The following is a 12,214-nucleotide window of genomic DNA, read 5'->3' as shown; positions in this document are numbered from 1 at the left end:
CAGCAGGAGTTTCAGAGTGAGCCGCCGGTCCCGTCTGTTCGCATGCGCACTCACGGGAGCCGCGATCACGCTGCTGGTCGGTGGCTGTGGCGGGAGCGGCGGCTCCACGGTTGACGACGACGCGGCCGGTGGGGGAGCGGGCAGCAGCGCATCCGCATCGCCGAGCGCGTCGGCCGCCGCGGACCGCCCCCAGGTCACGTTGCCGTCGGACGTGACGGACGAGTACGCGGGTTGGAAGACGGGCGATGCCGCAAAGGATGCAGTACTCGCAGACGTCGCCGCACGCATCGACTCGACGAACGACGCCATCCTGCGCGGCGACACGAGCGCGCCCGGCCTGTCCTTCTACTACCGGGACAAGGCGTTGAGCGGCGCCATCGCCTGGATCCAGGCGTATCTGGACGCCGACCTCTCCTTCTCGGGCACCACCCGCTATTTCGCTCCGAAGGTCACCCTGGCCTCCGGAAAGACCACGGCGACGGTCCTCTACTGCTCCGACGAGAGCAAGGGCTTCAACAAGAACCGCAAGACCGGCAAGGTCGACCGGACGCCCTCGGACCAGAACCCGTACGTGTTGTACGACACGCGCGTTGAGAAGAACGACTCAGGCGTGTGGCAGACCACCGCTCTGACCTCGCACCGCGGCGACACGGCCTGTGTCGGCTAGCCGACGAGCCGCGTGTTCTCGGTACCTCGTGTACCAACCCCAGCCGCTCTACCAGGAGTCATTCGTGAACCCCCGTTCCAGCCTGCCCTCGACAGCCGTAGCCGGTCTGGCCGCTGCCCTCCTCCTCACGGGATGCGGTGACGGCGACGGCGGAGCGAAGGTCGCGAGCAAGGCCTCGTCCGTGCCTACAACGACCGGGTCGTCTGCTTCGGCCTCGCCGAGTGCGTCTGCCTCGACATCGTCCGACGGTCGCCCGAAGATCACGTTGCCTTCGGATGTGACGTTGACCTTCGAGGGCGGCCGGACTGGAAATGCAGTCAAGGACGCGGTGCTCGCGGACAGCGCGGAGATGACGCGGGCGGTCGACGCCGCCATCGCCGGGACGGATCCCAAGGGCGAGGCAATGGGTTACTACACCACGGGCAAGGCCCTTGAGGCATCGCTGTCCTGGGTCGCTCAGTTCAAGAAGGCCGATGTCACGATCACCGGCATCGTCCGGTATTACGACCGCAAGGTGACGCTCGAGAGCAAGACGGCGGCCGTCCTCACGTACTGCGGCGACGAGAGCAAGGGCTTCAGTAAGGAGAAGAAGACGGGCAAGGTCAACAGGACGCCTGTCACCAAGGACAGCTACGTCACATATAACACCAGGCTCGACAAGAACTCCGACGGCGTCTGGCAGACGTCACAGATCATTTCCACCAGGGGGGCGGCTCAGTGTCAGCCGTAGCGAGGGCAGTCGGTGTCGGCGTCGTGGGTGCGTTGGTTCTTGCCGGATGCGGGGCTGGAGAGCCGAAGTCCGACGACAAGCCGGTGAGAGCGACGGAGGCCACTCCGAAGTCCTCGGCTTCGGCCAGTGCTTCGGCGGCAAGTGCGGCTCAACGGCTGGAAATCAAGCTGCCGTCCGATCTCTCCTACGCCTTCGAGTGGTAGAAGACGGGCGAGGCGAAGAAGGTCCTTGGCGATACCGAGCAGTTCATCAAGGCGGTGGACATGGCGATCGCCCACCAGGACCCGGTCGACAAGGCATACCGCTTCTACTCCGAGGGCACAGCGGCGGCCGGGAGTCAGAAGTTCATCCAGGAGTTCGTGGACTACAAGGATCGCATCACCGGTACGAAGCGCTTCTTCGACGCCAAGGTGAAGATCAACACGGACGGTACGGCCAGTCTCGTGTACTGCGAAGATCAGACCAAGGCGTACAACAAGAGCCTGAAGACGGGGAAGGTCGATGTCGACGCGCCTTCCAGCGACAGCTACGTCCTCTATCGCAGTCTGCTTCGGACCGGCGAGCAAGGTGTCTGGATCACTGAGAAGCTGACGTCCCAGAGGGGGAGCGCCGAGTGCCGGCCCTGAGCCATCTGCCCCACGCCCGTTCGCAGGCGACCAGGCCGTCTCGTCTTGCTTCAGGCTCTCCCGCCAGGTACGGCACTCGATCCAGCCGTGGATGTCCGTTCCCATGCGGTCACTGTGGCCGGGGCTGTGCCACGCGGGATACGAAGTGGGCCCAGGTGGAGGACCCGACCGTGAGGCGGGGGCCTGCCGGGTTCTTCGAGTCGCGGATGTGGACGGCCGCGGGGGTGGTGGCCACCTCGACGCAGTTCGAGCTGTCGCCGCTGTACGTCGACTTCCGCCAGTGGAGTATGTGCACGATCGCTCTCTCAGATGTCCTGGATGAGGCTCTGGACGAAGTCATGTGACTCGGCGGGGCCGAGCGCGCAGGACTCCATGTGATCCAGCACGGCACGGTACTTGCTCAACTGTGCCTCGCCGTCGAGGAACCCGCACCCGCCGTGGTGGGTGTCGAGCTGCACCGTGTCGAGCTGGGGGACCGGGCCCTCGACGTAGTCGAAGGACTGACCTGTGCTCGGGTAGTACTCCGCGTCGAACGGGATCACCCGGACGGTCACGTTGGGCAGCTTGCCCATGTCGAGGAGGTGCTTGAGCTGGCCGCGTCTGACGTCGGAGCCGCCGAACCGGATGCGAAGAGCCGACTCGTGAATGATCGCCGTATAGGGAAGCGGCTTCTCGCGGTGGAGGATCCCCTGCCGTTTCATGCGGTGCGTGAGGCGGTGCTCGATCTCGTACTGCCGCATGGGCGGCACCACAGCCCTGAAGAGGGCACGGGCATGGTCGGCGGTCTGCAGCAATGCGGGAATGTGCATCGCGAGGGCCACCCGCAACCCGGTCGCGTGGTGCTCCAGTTCGGCGAGGTCGACCAATGCGGCCGGGAGGTGCTCGCGGTACTCCTCCCACCAGCCGCCCGTCCGGCGTCCGGTCATCGCGGCCAAGGCGTCGACCACAGCTCCGTTCGAGCAGTCGTACGCCGATGCCAGTGACCGGACCCGGTCGGCGCTGAGGGAGCTGCGGCCTGTCTCGATCATGCTGACACGCCCCTGGTTGACGCCCAGAAGCGCGGCGGCCTGGGTGACGGTGAGGCCGGACCGCTCACGGAGTTTGCGCAGCTCAGTACCGAGACGCCGTTGACGCAGAGTGGGATTGCTGGTGGGCGGCACGGCATGTCCTTCCCGGCCGATGTGCGGCGCTCTTGTAACCCACAGGAGGTAAATGCGGGCACATCTCCCTAATTGTGGAGATGTATCTCCCGCTTGCGGCCTACTGTAGTGCCTGTACCGCTCAACTGCCTTCGCCCATAAGCCGGAAGCGCACCTCCATGGCAGAGCCACCGCCCGGCGCGGTCGTTGAGCGAAACCGAGTCCCGTCTCTCGTCGGAGGTCCTCGTGGACACCGTATCCCTGCCCGACACCTGGGTGTACGCCCTCCGTCTGCCGCACGACCCGCGCGCGGCACGCGTCGCACGCATGACCGTACGGGCGGCTCTCAGTGGCCATGGCAGACAAGAAGTCCTCGACATTGTCGAACTGTTGACTTCGGAGATGGTCACCAACGCCTTTCGGCACACGAACGGCCCCGCATCCCTCCGGCTGACCGCCCTGCCCGGCGGACGGTTGCGGGTCGGGGTCTGGGACAGCCACCCGCGCATCCCGGCCCCCTTCGGCGCGCCACCCTGGGACCGGGTCCGCCGCACCCCGGCGGATGCCGAAGAGGGACGCGGGCTGCATCTCGTACAGGAGTACGCCGACACCTGGGGCGGCTGGCCGATCGGCGACGGAGGTCCGCTGGATCGCGGCGCCGGGAAGCTGTTGTGGTTCGAGGTGGGCAGGTCAAGGTCCGGTCAATCCGCCAGGTAGCCGACTGCTCGTGGCATGTCCCGTGAAAAACTCGCCAAGTTGCGGAAGGCAAACGAGTTGCTTGGCCGACGGGGAGTGGATGCGATGAGCTCGCGGCAGGTGCGGAAGATGTTCCAGTTGATGGCCGGCGGCGAGCCCGTCGAGCTCACCAACGCCTGGTCCTCCGTGAAGAAGCTGGCCCGGCTGGCCTTCATCGCCCAGCAGTTCGGGTACGAGTACGCCGACGCCCGCCACACCGGCTCCCGCAACAACGTCCTCAAGATGCTGATCGTGCCCGACCACAGTCCGCAGGGCCGGGCCCGCGCCGCGCAGAACTGGGCGCAGTATCCGAACGCCGCCGACGGGGTCTCCCTGCCGCCCCTCGTCCCCGACGCCGTCGAACTCCTCAAGGCCCGCATCCAGTTCGACCTCACGGGCAAGAACGCCGAGAAGCGGATGCTGTTCGCGGCCGGCGGTATCACCCTCGGTCTGGTGCTGGCCGCGGCGCGGGCCGGCGGAAGTGCGGGAGCCTTCGTGGTCGCCGGTGTCGTGTGGGTCATCCTCATGGCGGTCATGGGGCTCGGGTTCTTCGTCACGCGCGGGCGCAACGCCAAGTTCGCGCAGCGCCTCCAGGCCGCCGGATTCATACCGGTGACGGGGGAGAACGGCCGGGTGCGGTATCTGCCGCCGGGCACGCCGATGCCGATGCCGGTTCAGATGCCGATGCAGCCGACCCCGGTACAGCAGCACGGGCAGCAGGCCCCCTACCAGCAACCCCAGTACCAGCAACCCCAGTACCAGCAATCCCAGTACCAACAGCCATGGCCGCAGCAGCCCGGTCCCTACGGCCCCTACGGCGCCCAGCCCGCCCCCACCGGTTACGGCCAGCAGCCGCCCGCCCCCACCGGCTACGGCCAGCAGCCCCCCGCCCCACCCGCCCCCGGCCCCTACGCCCCGCCCCCGCAGCAGCCCCCGGCCCCTACGGGCCCTACACCCCGCCCCCGCCCCCGCCCCCGCAGCCTCCCTACCCCTCCTCCCGCTGAGGCCTCTCCCAGCCGCCTTCGCCCCGACCTCTCACCCGCCCTCCCACCAGGGTGAGAGCAACGTTCCCTTCCGGTCACCCACAGCCACAGTGCGGAAACTCCGTCTCCCTACCTTCGGGCTCAGTCACTCATCCGGAATCGGAAGACCGAGCACGCGGAGCACCGTGGAGGCGTCATGACAGCCCCAGCCCCTACCCCACGCAGTCGCTGGATCCAGGAGTGGGATCCGGAGGACGAGGCGTTCTGGAACGCGACCGGCGAGAAGGTCGCACGGCGGAACCTGATCTTCTCGGTCCTGTCCGAGCACATCGGGTTCTCGATCTGGACCATGTGGTCCGTGCTGGTGCTGTTCATGGGCCCCGAGTACGGCCTGACCCCGGCCGACAAGTTCCTGCTGACCTCCATGGTCACCCTGGTCGGTGCCGTCGTCCGGGTGCCGTACACCTTCGCCGTCGCGCTCTTCGGCGGCCGTAACTGGACGATCATCTCCGCCGCGCTGCTGCTCATCCCGACCGTCGCCGCCTTCGCGGTGATGAAGCCGGGGACGTCCTTCGACACCTTCCTCCTCGTCGGCCTGCTGGCCGGCATCGGCGGTGGGAACTTCGCCTCCTCCATGACCAACATCAACGCCTTCTTCCCGTTGCGGAAGAAGGGGTGGGCACTCGGGCTCAACGCGGGCGGCGGCAACATCGGTGTGCCCGTCATCCAGTTGGTGGCGCTCGCGATCATCGGGGCCAGCGGCGGGCCGCGCGTGCTGCTCGGCATCTACATCCCGCTGATCGTCCTGGCCGCCGTCCTCGCCGCGGTCTTCATGGACAACCTCGCCACCGTGAAGAACGACACCGGCGCCGCGATCGACGCCGCGAAGGACGCCCACACCTGGATCATGTCCTTCCTCTACGTCGGGACGTTCGGGTCCTTCATCGGGTACGCGTTCGCCTTCGGGCAGGTGCTCCAGGTGCAGTTCGGCCGTACGCCGCTCCAGTCCGCGTACCTCACCTTCATCGGTCCGCTGCTCGGCTCCCTCATCCGGCCCGTCGGCGGATGGCTCGCCGACAAGTACGGCGGGGCGCGGATCACGCTCTGGAACTACGTCGGCATGGCCGCCGCCACCGCCCTCCTCGTCGTCGCCAGCATGCAGAAGTCACTGCCGCTGTTCGTCACGTTCTTCGTCGTGCTGTTCGCGCTCAGCGGCCTCGGCAACGGGTCGACGTACAAGATGATCCCCGGCATCTTCCAGGCCAAGGCCCTCGCCAAGGGGCTCGCCGGTGAGGAGGCCGTGGCCTACGGGCGGCGGCTGTCCGGGGCCTCCATGGGACTCATCGGGGCGGTCGGCGCGCTCGGTGGCGTCGGTATCAACCTCGCTTTCCGGCAGTCCTACCTCTCCTACGGTTCCGGCACCGGCGCCTTCGTCGCCTTCCTGGTCTTCTACGGCCTCTGCTTCGCCGTCACCTGGGCCGTATACCTTCGGCGGCCCGCCGCGCAGGGGCATCCGACAGCCGCCACCGAGACAAAGGCGCAGTTCAGCTACGCCGAGGTGTGACGTAACACTGGTGACATCAACCCGAACCGAGCCTGTCACGCGCCGTTGACAGGCTCGTTCGTCATGCGGGTCAGCTAGGAGAGCAGCCATGGACGAGGAACAGCAGCGGCCGGATCCCGGCCGGCCAGGCCCTCTCGCGGGATTCACCGTGGGGGTCACGGCCGCGCGCCGGGCCGACGAACTCGGAGCGCTGCTCCAGCGGCGCGGCGCCGCCGTGCTGCACGCGCCCGCCCTGCGCATCGTGCCGCTGGCCGACGACGGGGAACTCCTCGCCGCCACGAAGGAGATCATCGACCAGGCGCCGGACGTGGCCGTGGCGACCACCGCGATCGGGTTCCGGGGGTGGATCGAGGCCGCGGACGGCTGGGGCTTCGGCGAGCAGCTGCTGGACCGGCTGCGCCATGTCGAGCTGCTGGCCCGCGGTCCCAAGGTCAAGGGGGCGGTCCGGGCCGCCGGGCTCACCGAGCAGTGGTCGCCGTCCTCCGAGTCCATGGCCGAGGTGCTCGACCGGCTCCTGGAGGAGGGCGTGGAGGGCCGCCGGATCGCCGTACAGCTGCACGGGGAGCCGTTGCCGGGGTTCGTGGAGTCGCTGCGGGCCGCGGGAGCGGAGGTGCTGCCGGTGCCGGTGTACCGGTGGATGCCGCCGGAGGACCTCGGGCCGGTGGACCGGCTCCTGGACGCCGTCGTCTCCCGCTCGGTGGACGCGGTCACCTTCACCAGCGCGCCCGCCGCGGCCTCGCTGCTCTCCCGCGCCGAGAAACGGGGGCTCCAGGCCGACCTGCTGGCCGCCCTCCACCACGACGTCGTCCCGGCCTGCGTCGGCCCGGTCACCGCGCTCCCGCTGCAGGCCCTCGGCGTCGACACCGTCCAGCCCGAACGCTTCCGGCTCGGGCCCCTCGTACAGCTGCTCTGCCAGGAACTCCCCTCGCGCGCACGGGCGTTGCCGATCGCCGGCCACCGGGTGGAGATCCGGGGGCATGCCGTGCTCGTCGACGGCGCGCTGAAGCCGGTGCCGCCGGCCGGGATGTCCCTGCTGCGGGCGCTGTCGCGGCGGCCGGGGTGGGTGGTGGCCCGCGCCGAGCTGCTGCGGGCCCTGCCGGGCGCGGGCCGCGACGAACACGCCGTGGAGACGGCGATGGCCCGCCTGCGTACGGCCCTGGGCGCGCCGAAGCTGATCCAGACGGTGGTCAAGCGGGGCTACCGGCTGGCCCTGGACCCGGCCGCGGACGCCAAGTACGCCGACGTGTGAGACTCCGGTCATGGCGGTCATGGCGGCCATGGAGTGGTACGGCGTTCGGTGCGTCTTCCGGCATCGCTTGCTCGGGGTGTACGAAAGCGGGTCACGCTGTGGACCGCCCGGTCGCCGGGCGAGGCGATCGACCGTGCGGAGACCGAGGCGCGTGCGTACTGCGACGTGCTGGACGACGTCGGCTACGTCGATTTCGCCGAGGCGTTCCGGATGGACGACGTGCCGGGCGAGGGGGTCGAGGTCTTCTCTCTCATGCGGGAGAGCACGCTGCCTTCGGGGGAGTATGTACGGCGGTTCTTCGCCACGGGGGATGAGCGGTCCGGCTGACCGTCGTACGACGTTCTGGGGACCGTCTCCCGGCAACCGGCCGTAACCGGCGGCTCCCGGGCCGCCACTCGGGTCCGTTCCTCCCCGCCCGCGCCGGGTCGTCCCGCGCGGACGCGCACGCCGGACCGGGTGTGCCCCGGTCCGCGGGCGTGCGCTCTGCCGGATCCCGCCGGGCGGACGGCACGCTGACGCCGGACCGAGGCATACGGGGGGAACGGGACATGACACGCTGGCAGCCGTTGCCGGCCACACTGCCGGGAGAGGCCCGGCACCTGGTCGAGCAGCTGCGCGTCCTGAAGGGCCGTACCGGGCTCAGCCTGGCCGATCTGGCGCGGCGTACCGCGTACAGCAAGTCGTCGTGGCAGCGCTATCTGAGCGGGGACAGACTGCCGCCGAGGAGTGCGGCCCAGGTGCTGTGCCGGCTGGGCGGCGGGGACCAGACGCGGCTGCTGGCACTGTGGGAGCTGGCCGAACAGGCGTGGCCGCAGGGCGTGTCGGAGCCACCGGAAAAAGCGCCGGCGGTACCGCCGCCGATACCGGAACCGCTCCCGCTCCCGGAAGCGGAAACGCGGCGGTGGCGGACGGCCGCCCTCGCCGCGTTCGGTGTCATCGTGCTGCTGACCGCGGGGCTGCTGTGGGCGCTGCCCCGCGGGGTGCTCAGCCGAGCTTGTCGTAGTACGCGATCAGGTAGGAGCCGGTGCCCTTGATCCGCACCCGGTACTTGCCGCTGATCCGCTTGAGCGGGGCGTCGTGTGCGGAGCCGTGGTAGGTGACCGTCCGGAAGGAGGTCGGGCCGGTGAGCCGCTGCTGGGCGAACGTCCACGTCTGGTCGGTGACGACGCCGTCGTTGTCCGAAAGGCCGAAGTGCTCCTGCCACCACTGGGTGGCCGACTCGGTCTCGGGGCCGAACGAGCCGTCGATCCGGCTCTTGGTGAAGGGGTGCCAGTCGCCGTCGTCGTCCTGCCACTGGGCGCCGTCCGCCCACAGGACGGTCTCCCACAGAGCGGTGGCGTTGCTCGTGGCGTAGTCGTCGACGCCGAGGTTCTCCTCGTCCTGCCAGTCGTCGGTGACCGCGCCGCCGCCGTCGATGCCGTGGTACGGCGCGGCGGCACTCGCCGCGGGTGCCAGGGCCAGACCGCCGGCGCCCAGCAGTACGGTCGTCGCCATCGCGACGACCCGGATCCGCATGTTCATGAACGTGTCCTCTCTGAACCGCCGTCCCCCGTGGGTCCCCCCTGGGGCGGCTCGCCGTGCGTTCGCAGGACAAAGGGTTGTGGTCGCGGGCCGCCGCGGCGAGGCCTGCCGGGGTATCCGGACCGAACGGGGACGGCCCGCGCCGTACGCACCGGCGTCCCCGCCGGGTCCGGGTCGGACGGGAACCTCGCGGAACACGGGTGCGAGGGGTTCCGGCCGCCCGCCGGGCCGGGCACTGTGAGAGGACACGGTTCCCTGTCCTAGGCGGTGACAGGCACATGGCACTGGGCACGGCGACGGCCCCGTACGAGCTGCGCTTCGACGCGGGGCGGATCTGTCTGGATCTGCTGGCGACCACGCATCCAGGCGAACGGCTCGACGCGCTCGAACCGTTGCGGGCGTGGATCACCGGTTCCGGACTCGTCCCGCCGGGCACGCCGCTGACGCACGCCGACACGGGCTGGCTGGTCGCATTCCGTGAACTAAGGGCGTATATAGGTCAATTGGTAAGCGAATGTGGCAGTAGCCGAAAAAGCGGCCAGAGCGGCGTCCGGAACGGCCTCCGGAACGCCCCTCGCCCCCGGTCGTACGACCTCGCGCTCGCCGGCGTCAACGACCTGGCGCGCGCCGCCGCACCCCCGGCACCGCGTGCCGTACCCGGCGCGGACGGGCTCCTGGTCCGGGAGCTGGCCGACCCGCCGGAGTGCGCGGCCCTGCTCGCGGCCGTCGCCCGGGACACCGTGGAGCTGCTCACCGACCCCGTCGCGTGGGCGGCCGTCCGGGAGTGCGAGGGCGACAACTGTCCCATCGTCTACCTGGACACCTCCCGCGGACGCAGACGCCGCTGGTGCTCCAGCGAGATCTGCGGCAACCGCGAGCGAGTGGCCCGCCATCGCCGCCGCGCGGCCCTCGCCCGAGCGTGAGGCGCCGAGCGGCTCGTTCCGGCGGTCCGAGGGTTTCGTGAGCCGGGTGGCCCGCCATCGCCGCCGCGCCGCCCTCGCCTGAGCGTGAGCGCCGAGCGGCTCGTTCCGGCGGGTTTGTGGGGGGTTCGCGAGCAGGGTGGCCCGCCATCGCCGCGGTGCGGCCCTCGCCCGAGCGTGAGCGCCGAGCGGCTCGTTCCGGCGGGTCTGTGGGGGGTTCGCGAGCGGGGTGGCCCGCCATCGCCGCGGTGCGGCTCTCCCCGACCGCGACGGCCGCCCCTGGCGGAGGTTCTCCCTCGAGCGAACTGGCCCTCCGTGCCACCCGGAAAGGTGCCCTCGCCCGAACCACGCCGTTCAATCCCCGCCCCATTTACGGCATCTGTCGGATCTCCATCGAAGCTCCTCGGAAGTGATTTCGACAACATTCAGTTTGTCGGCGGCAACCGCCGGGCAGCGCACGGGCGTTCGGCGTTGTGTCGGAAATGTAAAGATCACGCGGTGGGAATGTGCGGTCATGTCCCGCTCGTCATGGCACCTCGCAGAAAAATGTGAGGTCTTGTTGAACACACCGCGAGTCACTTCCGTACCGGTGGGGGAGCGACCGACTGGGGGAACCCCCGGACACCGGAGGTGGGCGTGCGCAAGGATGCGGCCGTGGCCAATGAACGTGGATCGAGGGCCCGACATCGCATGTCCCAGCCCTCGGAGCCCGATGAGGAGCTGATGCGTGCTCTGTATCGAGAGCACGCCGGACCTCTCCTTGCGTATGTCCTTCGGCTGGTCGCCGGTGATCGGCAACGCGCCGAGGACGTCGTGCAAGAGACACTCATCCGTGCCTGGAAGAACGCCGGCCAGCTCAATCGAGCGACCGGATCGGTACGCCCCTGGCTGGTGACGGTCGCTCGCCGCATCGTCATCGACGGTCACCGCAGCCGGCAGGCCCGGCCGCAGGAGGTCGATCCGTCGCCGCTGGAGGTCATCCCCGCGGAGGACGAGATCGACAAGGCGCTGTGGCTGATGACGCTGTCTGACGCGCTCGACGACCTGACCCCGGCCCACCGGGAGGTGCTCGTCGAGACGTACTTCAAGGGGCGTACCGTCAACGAGGCGGCCGAAACGCTCGGTATACCCAGCGGCACCGTGCGCTCACGAGTGTTCTACGCCCTGCGGTCGATGAAGCTGGCACTGGAGGAGCGGGGGGTGACGGCGTGATGAGTGTGTACGGGGGACACGGCGGATTCGGCACAGGTGGTTCGGGTATGTCTGGTGCTATGCAGGAATCTCCGGTTCCCAATGAGCACGAGACAGTGGGCGCGTATGCGCTCGGGATTCTCGACGACGCCGAGGCAACCGCTTTCGAGGCCCATCTGGCCGGGTGCGAATGGTGCGCCCAGCAGCTCGACGAGCTGGCCGGAATGGAGCCCATGCTAGCGGCCCTGGCCGATCTGCCGGGTTCCGGAAGCACGCCGTCCATCGGCGAGTCGCTGTCCGCCAAACCCAGCCCGCGGATGGTCGAGAAGCTGGTCGTGGAGGTCGCCGACAAGCGGAAGGTCCGCACCCGGCGCAGCCTCTTCGGCCTGGCGGCCTCGGTCGTGCTGATCGCCGGCGGCACCGCGGCCGGCGTGGCGCTGAGCGGCTCGGACAGCGGCGGCGGCAACGGCACGGACATGGCCATGGGGCCCGCCCAGACGGCCTTCCAGACGATGTCCGACAAGAAGTCGGCCACGGACCCGACGACCCACGTCACCGCGACCGTCGCCGTCGAGAAGAAGGACTGGGGCACCCACGCGGTCCTCCAGCTCAAGAACGTCACCGGGCCGAAGAAGTGCTCGCTGATCGCCGTCGGCAAGAACGGCGAGCGCGAGACGGTGACCTCCTGGTCCGTCCCGACCTGGGGATACGGCATCACGGACGCCAAGTCGGAGAAGGCCAAGACGCCCCTCTACGTGCACGGCGGCGCGGCCTTCACCCCCAACGAGATCGACCACTTCGAAGTCATGACGTTCGACGGCAAGAAGCTGGTCTCGGTCAGCGCGTAGCTTCAGCGGGCCCCCTTCGCGTACGGTTGACGGCTGCCCAG

15 protein-coding genes are annotated in these 12,214 nt (G+C 69.3%); 12 read left to right on the top strand and 3 right to left on the bottom strand.

Translation table 11 applies throughout. The features are described from left to right. Positions 1 to 16: 16 nt before the first annotated feature. The 3 genes from AB0N16_RS32885 to AB0N16_RS32875 all read left to right on the top strand — a co-directional run bounded on the left by AB0N16_RS32885 (position 17) and on the right by AB0N16_RS32875 (position 2,023). A complete protein-coding gene (locus tag AB0N16_RS32885; protein WP_365803092.1) occupies positions 17 to 667 on the top strand; it encodes a hypothetical protein in 651 nt (216 codons plus the stop codon). Between the two features lie 277 nt (positions 668 to 944). Further along, the gene (locus AB0N16_RS32880) at positions 945 to 1,397 is read left to right on the top strand and encodes a hypothetical protein (protein ID WP_365803090.1); all 453 of its coding nucleotides are present in this window, start codon (positions 945 to 947) and stop codon (positions 1,395 to 1,397) included. A 263-nt stretch (positions 1,398 to 1,660) separates the two neighbouring features. Beyond that, the gene (locus tag AB0N16_RS32875) at positions 1,661 to 2,023 is read left to right on the top strand and encodes a hypothetical protein (RefSeq protein WP_365803088.1); all 363 of its coding nucleotides are present in this window, start codon (positions 1,661 to 1,663) and stop codon (positions 2,021 to 2,023) included. 109 nt (positions 2,024 to 2,132) lie between these two features. On the opposite strand, the gene AB0N16_RS32870 is transcribed toward AB0N16_RS32875, so the two are convergent. After that, positions 2,133 to 2,318 (bottom strand): DUF397 domain-containing protein, encoded by a 186-nt coding sequence (locus AB0N16_RS32870; protein ID WP_365803086.1) that lies wholly within the window; start codon positions 2,316 to 2,318, stop codon positions 2,133 to 2,135. 10 nt (positions 2,319 to 2,328) lie between these two features. Beyond that, the gene (locus AB0N16_RS32865) at positions 2,329 to 3,183 is read right to left on the bottom strand and encodes a helix-turn-helix transcriptional regulator (RefSeq protein WP_365803084.1); all 855 of its coding nucleotides are present in this window, start codon (positions 3,181 to 3,183) and stop codon (positions 2,329 to 2,331) included. Positions 3,184 to 3,408: 225 nt separating this feature from the next. On the opposite strand from AB0N16_RS32865, the gene AB0N16_RS32860 reads away from it, so the two are divergent. The 6 genes from AB0N16_RS32860 (at position 3,409) to AB0N16_RS32835 (ending at position 8,727) form a co-directional block, all read left to right on the top strand. Next, on the top strand, positions 3,409 to 3,879 hold the full coding sequence (locus tag AB0N16_RS32860; RefSeq protein ID WP_365803081.1) for an ATP-binding protein: 471 nt from the start codon (positions 3,409 to 3,411) through the stop codon (positions 3,877 to 3,879). Between the two features lie 84 nt (positions 3,880 to 3,963). After that, complete coding sequence (locus tag AB0N16_RS32855) at positions 3,964 to 4,956, top strand: hypothetical protein (protein ID WP_365803079.1); 993 nt, start codon at positions 3,964 to 3,966, stop codon at positions 4,954 to 4,956. 120 nt (positions 4,957 to 5,076) lie between these two features. Continuing rightward, entirely contained in the window at positions 5,077 to 6,444 is a 1,368-nt protein-coding gene (locus AB0N16_RS32850) for a nitrate/nitrite transporter (protein WP_365803077.1), read from the top strand. An 88-nt stretch (positions 6,445 to 6,532) separates the two neighbouring features. Continuing rightward, complete coding sequence (locus tag AB0N16_RS32845; RefSeq protein ID WP_365803075.1) at positions 6,533 to 7,693, top strand: uroporphyrinogen-III synthase; 1,161 nt, start codon at positions 6,533 to 6,535, stop codon at positions 7,691 to 7,693. 48 nt (positions 7,694 to 7,741) lie between these two features. Continuing rightward, positions 7,742 to 8,020 carry a hypothetical protein gene (locus AB0N16_RS32840; protein ID WP_365803073.1) on the top strand — a complete coding sequence of 93 codons (279 nt, stop codon included), beginning with the start codon at positions 7,742 to 7,744 and terminating at the stop codon, positions 8,018 to 8,020. Positions 8,021 to 8,241: 221 nt separating this feature from the next. After that, entirely contained in the window at positions 8,242 to 8,727 is a 486-nt protein-coding gene (locus AB0N16_RS32835; RefSeq protein WP_365803071.1) for a helix-turn-helix transcriptional regulator, read from the top strand. Here the strand turns inward: AB0N16_RS32835 and AB0N16_RS32830 are convergent. Continuing rightward, positions 8,678 to 9,214, bottom strand: a complete 537-nt coding sequence (locus tag AB0N16_RS32830) for a peptidoglycan-binding domain-containing protein (protein ID WP_365803069.1) — start codon at positions 9,212 to 9,214, stop codon at positions 8,678 to 8,680. The genes AB0N16_RS32835 and AB0N16_RS32830 overlap by 50 nt on opposite strands. A 278-nt stretch (positions 9,215 to 9,492) precedes the next feature. On the opposite strand from AB0N16_RS32830, the gene AB0N16_RS32825 reads away from it, so the two are divergent. The 3 genes from AB0N16_RS32825 to AB0N16_RS32815 all read left to right on the top strand — a co-directional run bounded on the left by AB0N16_RS32825 (position 9,493) and on the right by AB0N16_RS32815 (position 12,173). Continuing rightward, positions 9,493 to 10,137 (top strand): CGNR zinc finger domain-containing protein, encoded by a 645-nt coding sequence (locus AB0N16_RS32825; protein ID WP_365803067.1) that lies wholly within the window; start codon positions 9,493 to 9,495, stop codon positions 10,135 to 10,137. Positions 10,138 to 10,824: 687 nt separating this feature from the next. Next, entirely contained in the window at positions 10,825 to 11,346 is a 522-nt protein-coding gene (locus tag AB0N16_RS32820; RefSeq protein WP_010039908.1) for a sigma-70 family RNA polymerase sigma factor, read from the top strand. Further along, entirely contained in the window at positions 11,346 to 12,173 is an 828-nt protein-coding gene (locus tag AB0N16_RS32815; RefSeq protein WP_365803065.1) for a zf-HC2 domain-containing protein, read from the top strand. Before AB0N16_RS32820 ends, AB0N16_RS32815 begins: the two co-directional genes overlap by 1 nt. The last annotated feature ends 41 nt before the right edge of the window (positions 12,174 to 12,214 follow it).

Source organism: Streptomyces sp. NPDC051105 (assembly GCF_040682795.1).
In the GTDB taxonomy this organism is placed as follows: Bacteria; Actinomycetota; Actinomycetes; order Streptomycetales; family Streptomycetaceae; genus Streptomyces.
Note: the sequence above shows the minus strand (reverse complement) of the source record. Positions and strands in the feature narration are given on the sequence as shown.

Coding starts and splice junctions, on each gene's coding strand:
- AB0N16_RS32875 (WP_365803088.1), top strand. CDS start 1,661: ATGGCGATCGCCCACCAGGACCCGGTCGACAAGGCATACCGCTTCTAC.
- AB0N16_RS32855 (WP_365803079.1), top strand. CDS start 3,964: ATGAGCTCGCGGCAGGTGCGGAAGATGTTCCAGTTGATGGCCGGCGGC.
- AB0N16_RS32850 (WP_365803077.1), top strand. CDS start 5,077: ATGACAGCCCCAGCCCCTACCCCACGCAGTCGCTGGATCCAGGAGTGG.
- AB0N16_RS32845 (WP_365803075.1), top strand. CDS start 6,533: ATGGACGAGGAACAGCAGCGGCCGGATCCCGGCCGGCCAGGCCCTCTC.
- AB0N16_RS32835 (WP_365803071.1), top strand. CDS start 8,242: ATGACACGCTGGCAGCCGTTGCCGGCCACACTGCCGGGAGAGGCCCGG.
- AB0N16_RS32830 (WP_365803069.1), bottom strand. CDS start 9,214: ATGAACATGCGGATCCGGGTCGTCGCGATGGCGACGACCGTACTGCTG.
- AB0N16_RS32825 (WP_365803067.1), top strand. CDS start 9,493: ATGGCACTGGGCACGGCGACGGCCCCGTACGAGCTGCGCTTCGACGCG.
- AB0N16_RS32820 (WP_010039908.1), top strand. CDS start 10,825: ATGTCCCAGCCCTCGGAGCCCGATGAGGAGCTGATGCGTGCTCTGTAT.
- AB0N16_RS32815 (WP_365803065.1), top strand. CDS start 11,346: ATGAGTGTGTACGGGGGACACGGCGGATTCGGCACAGGTGGTTCGGGT.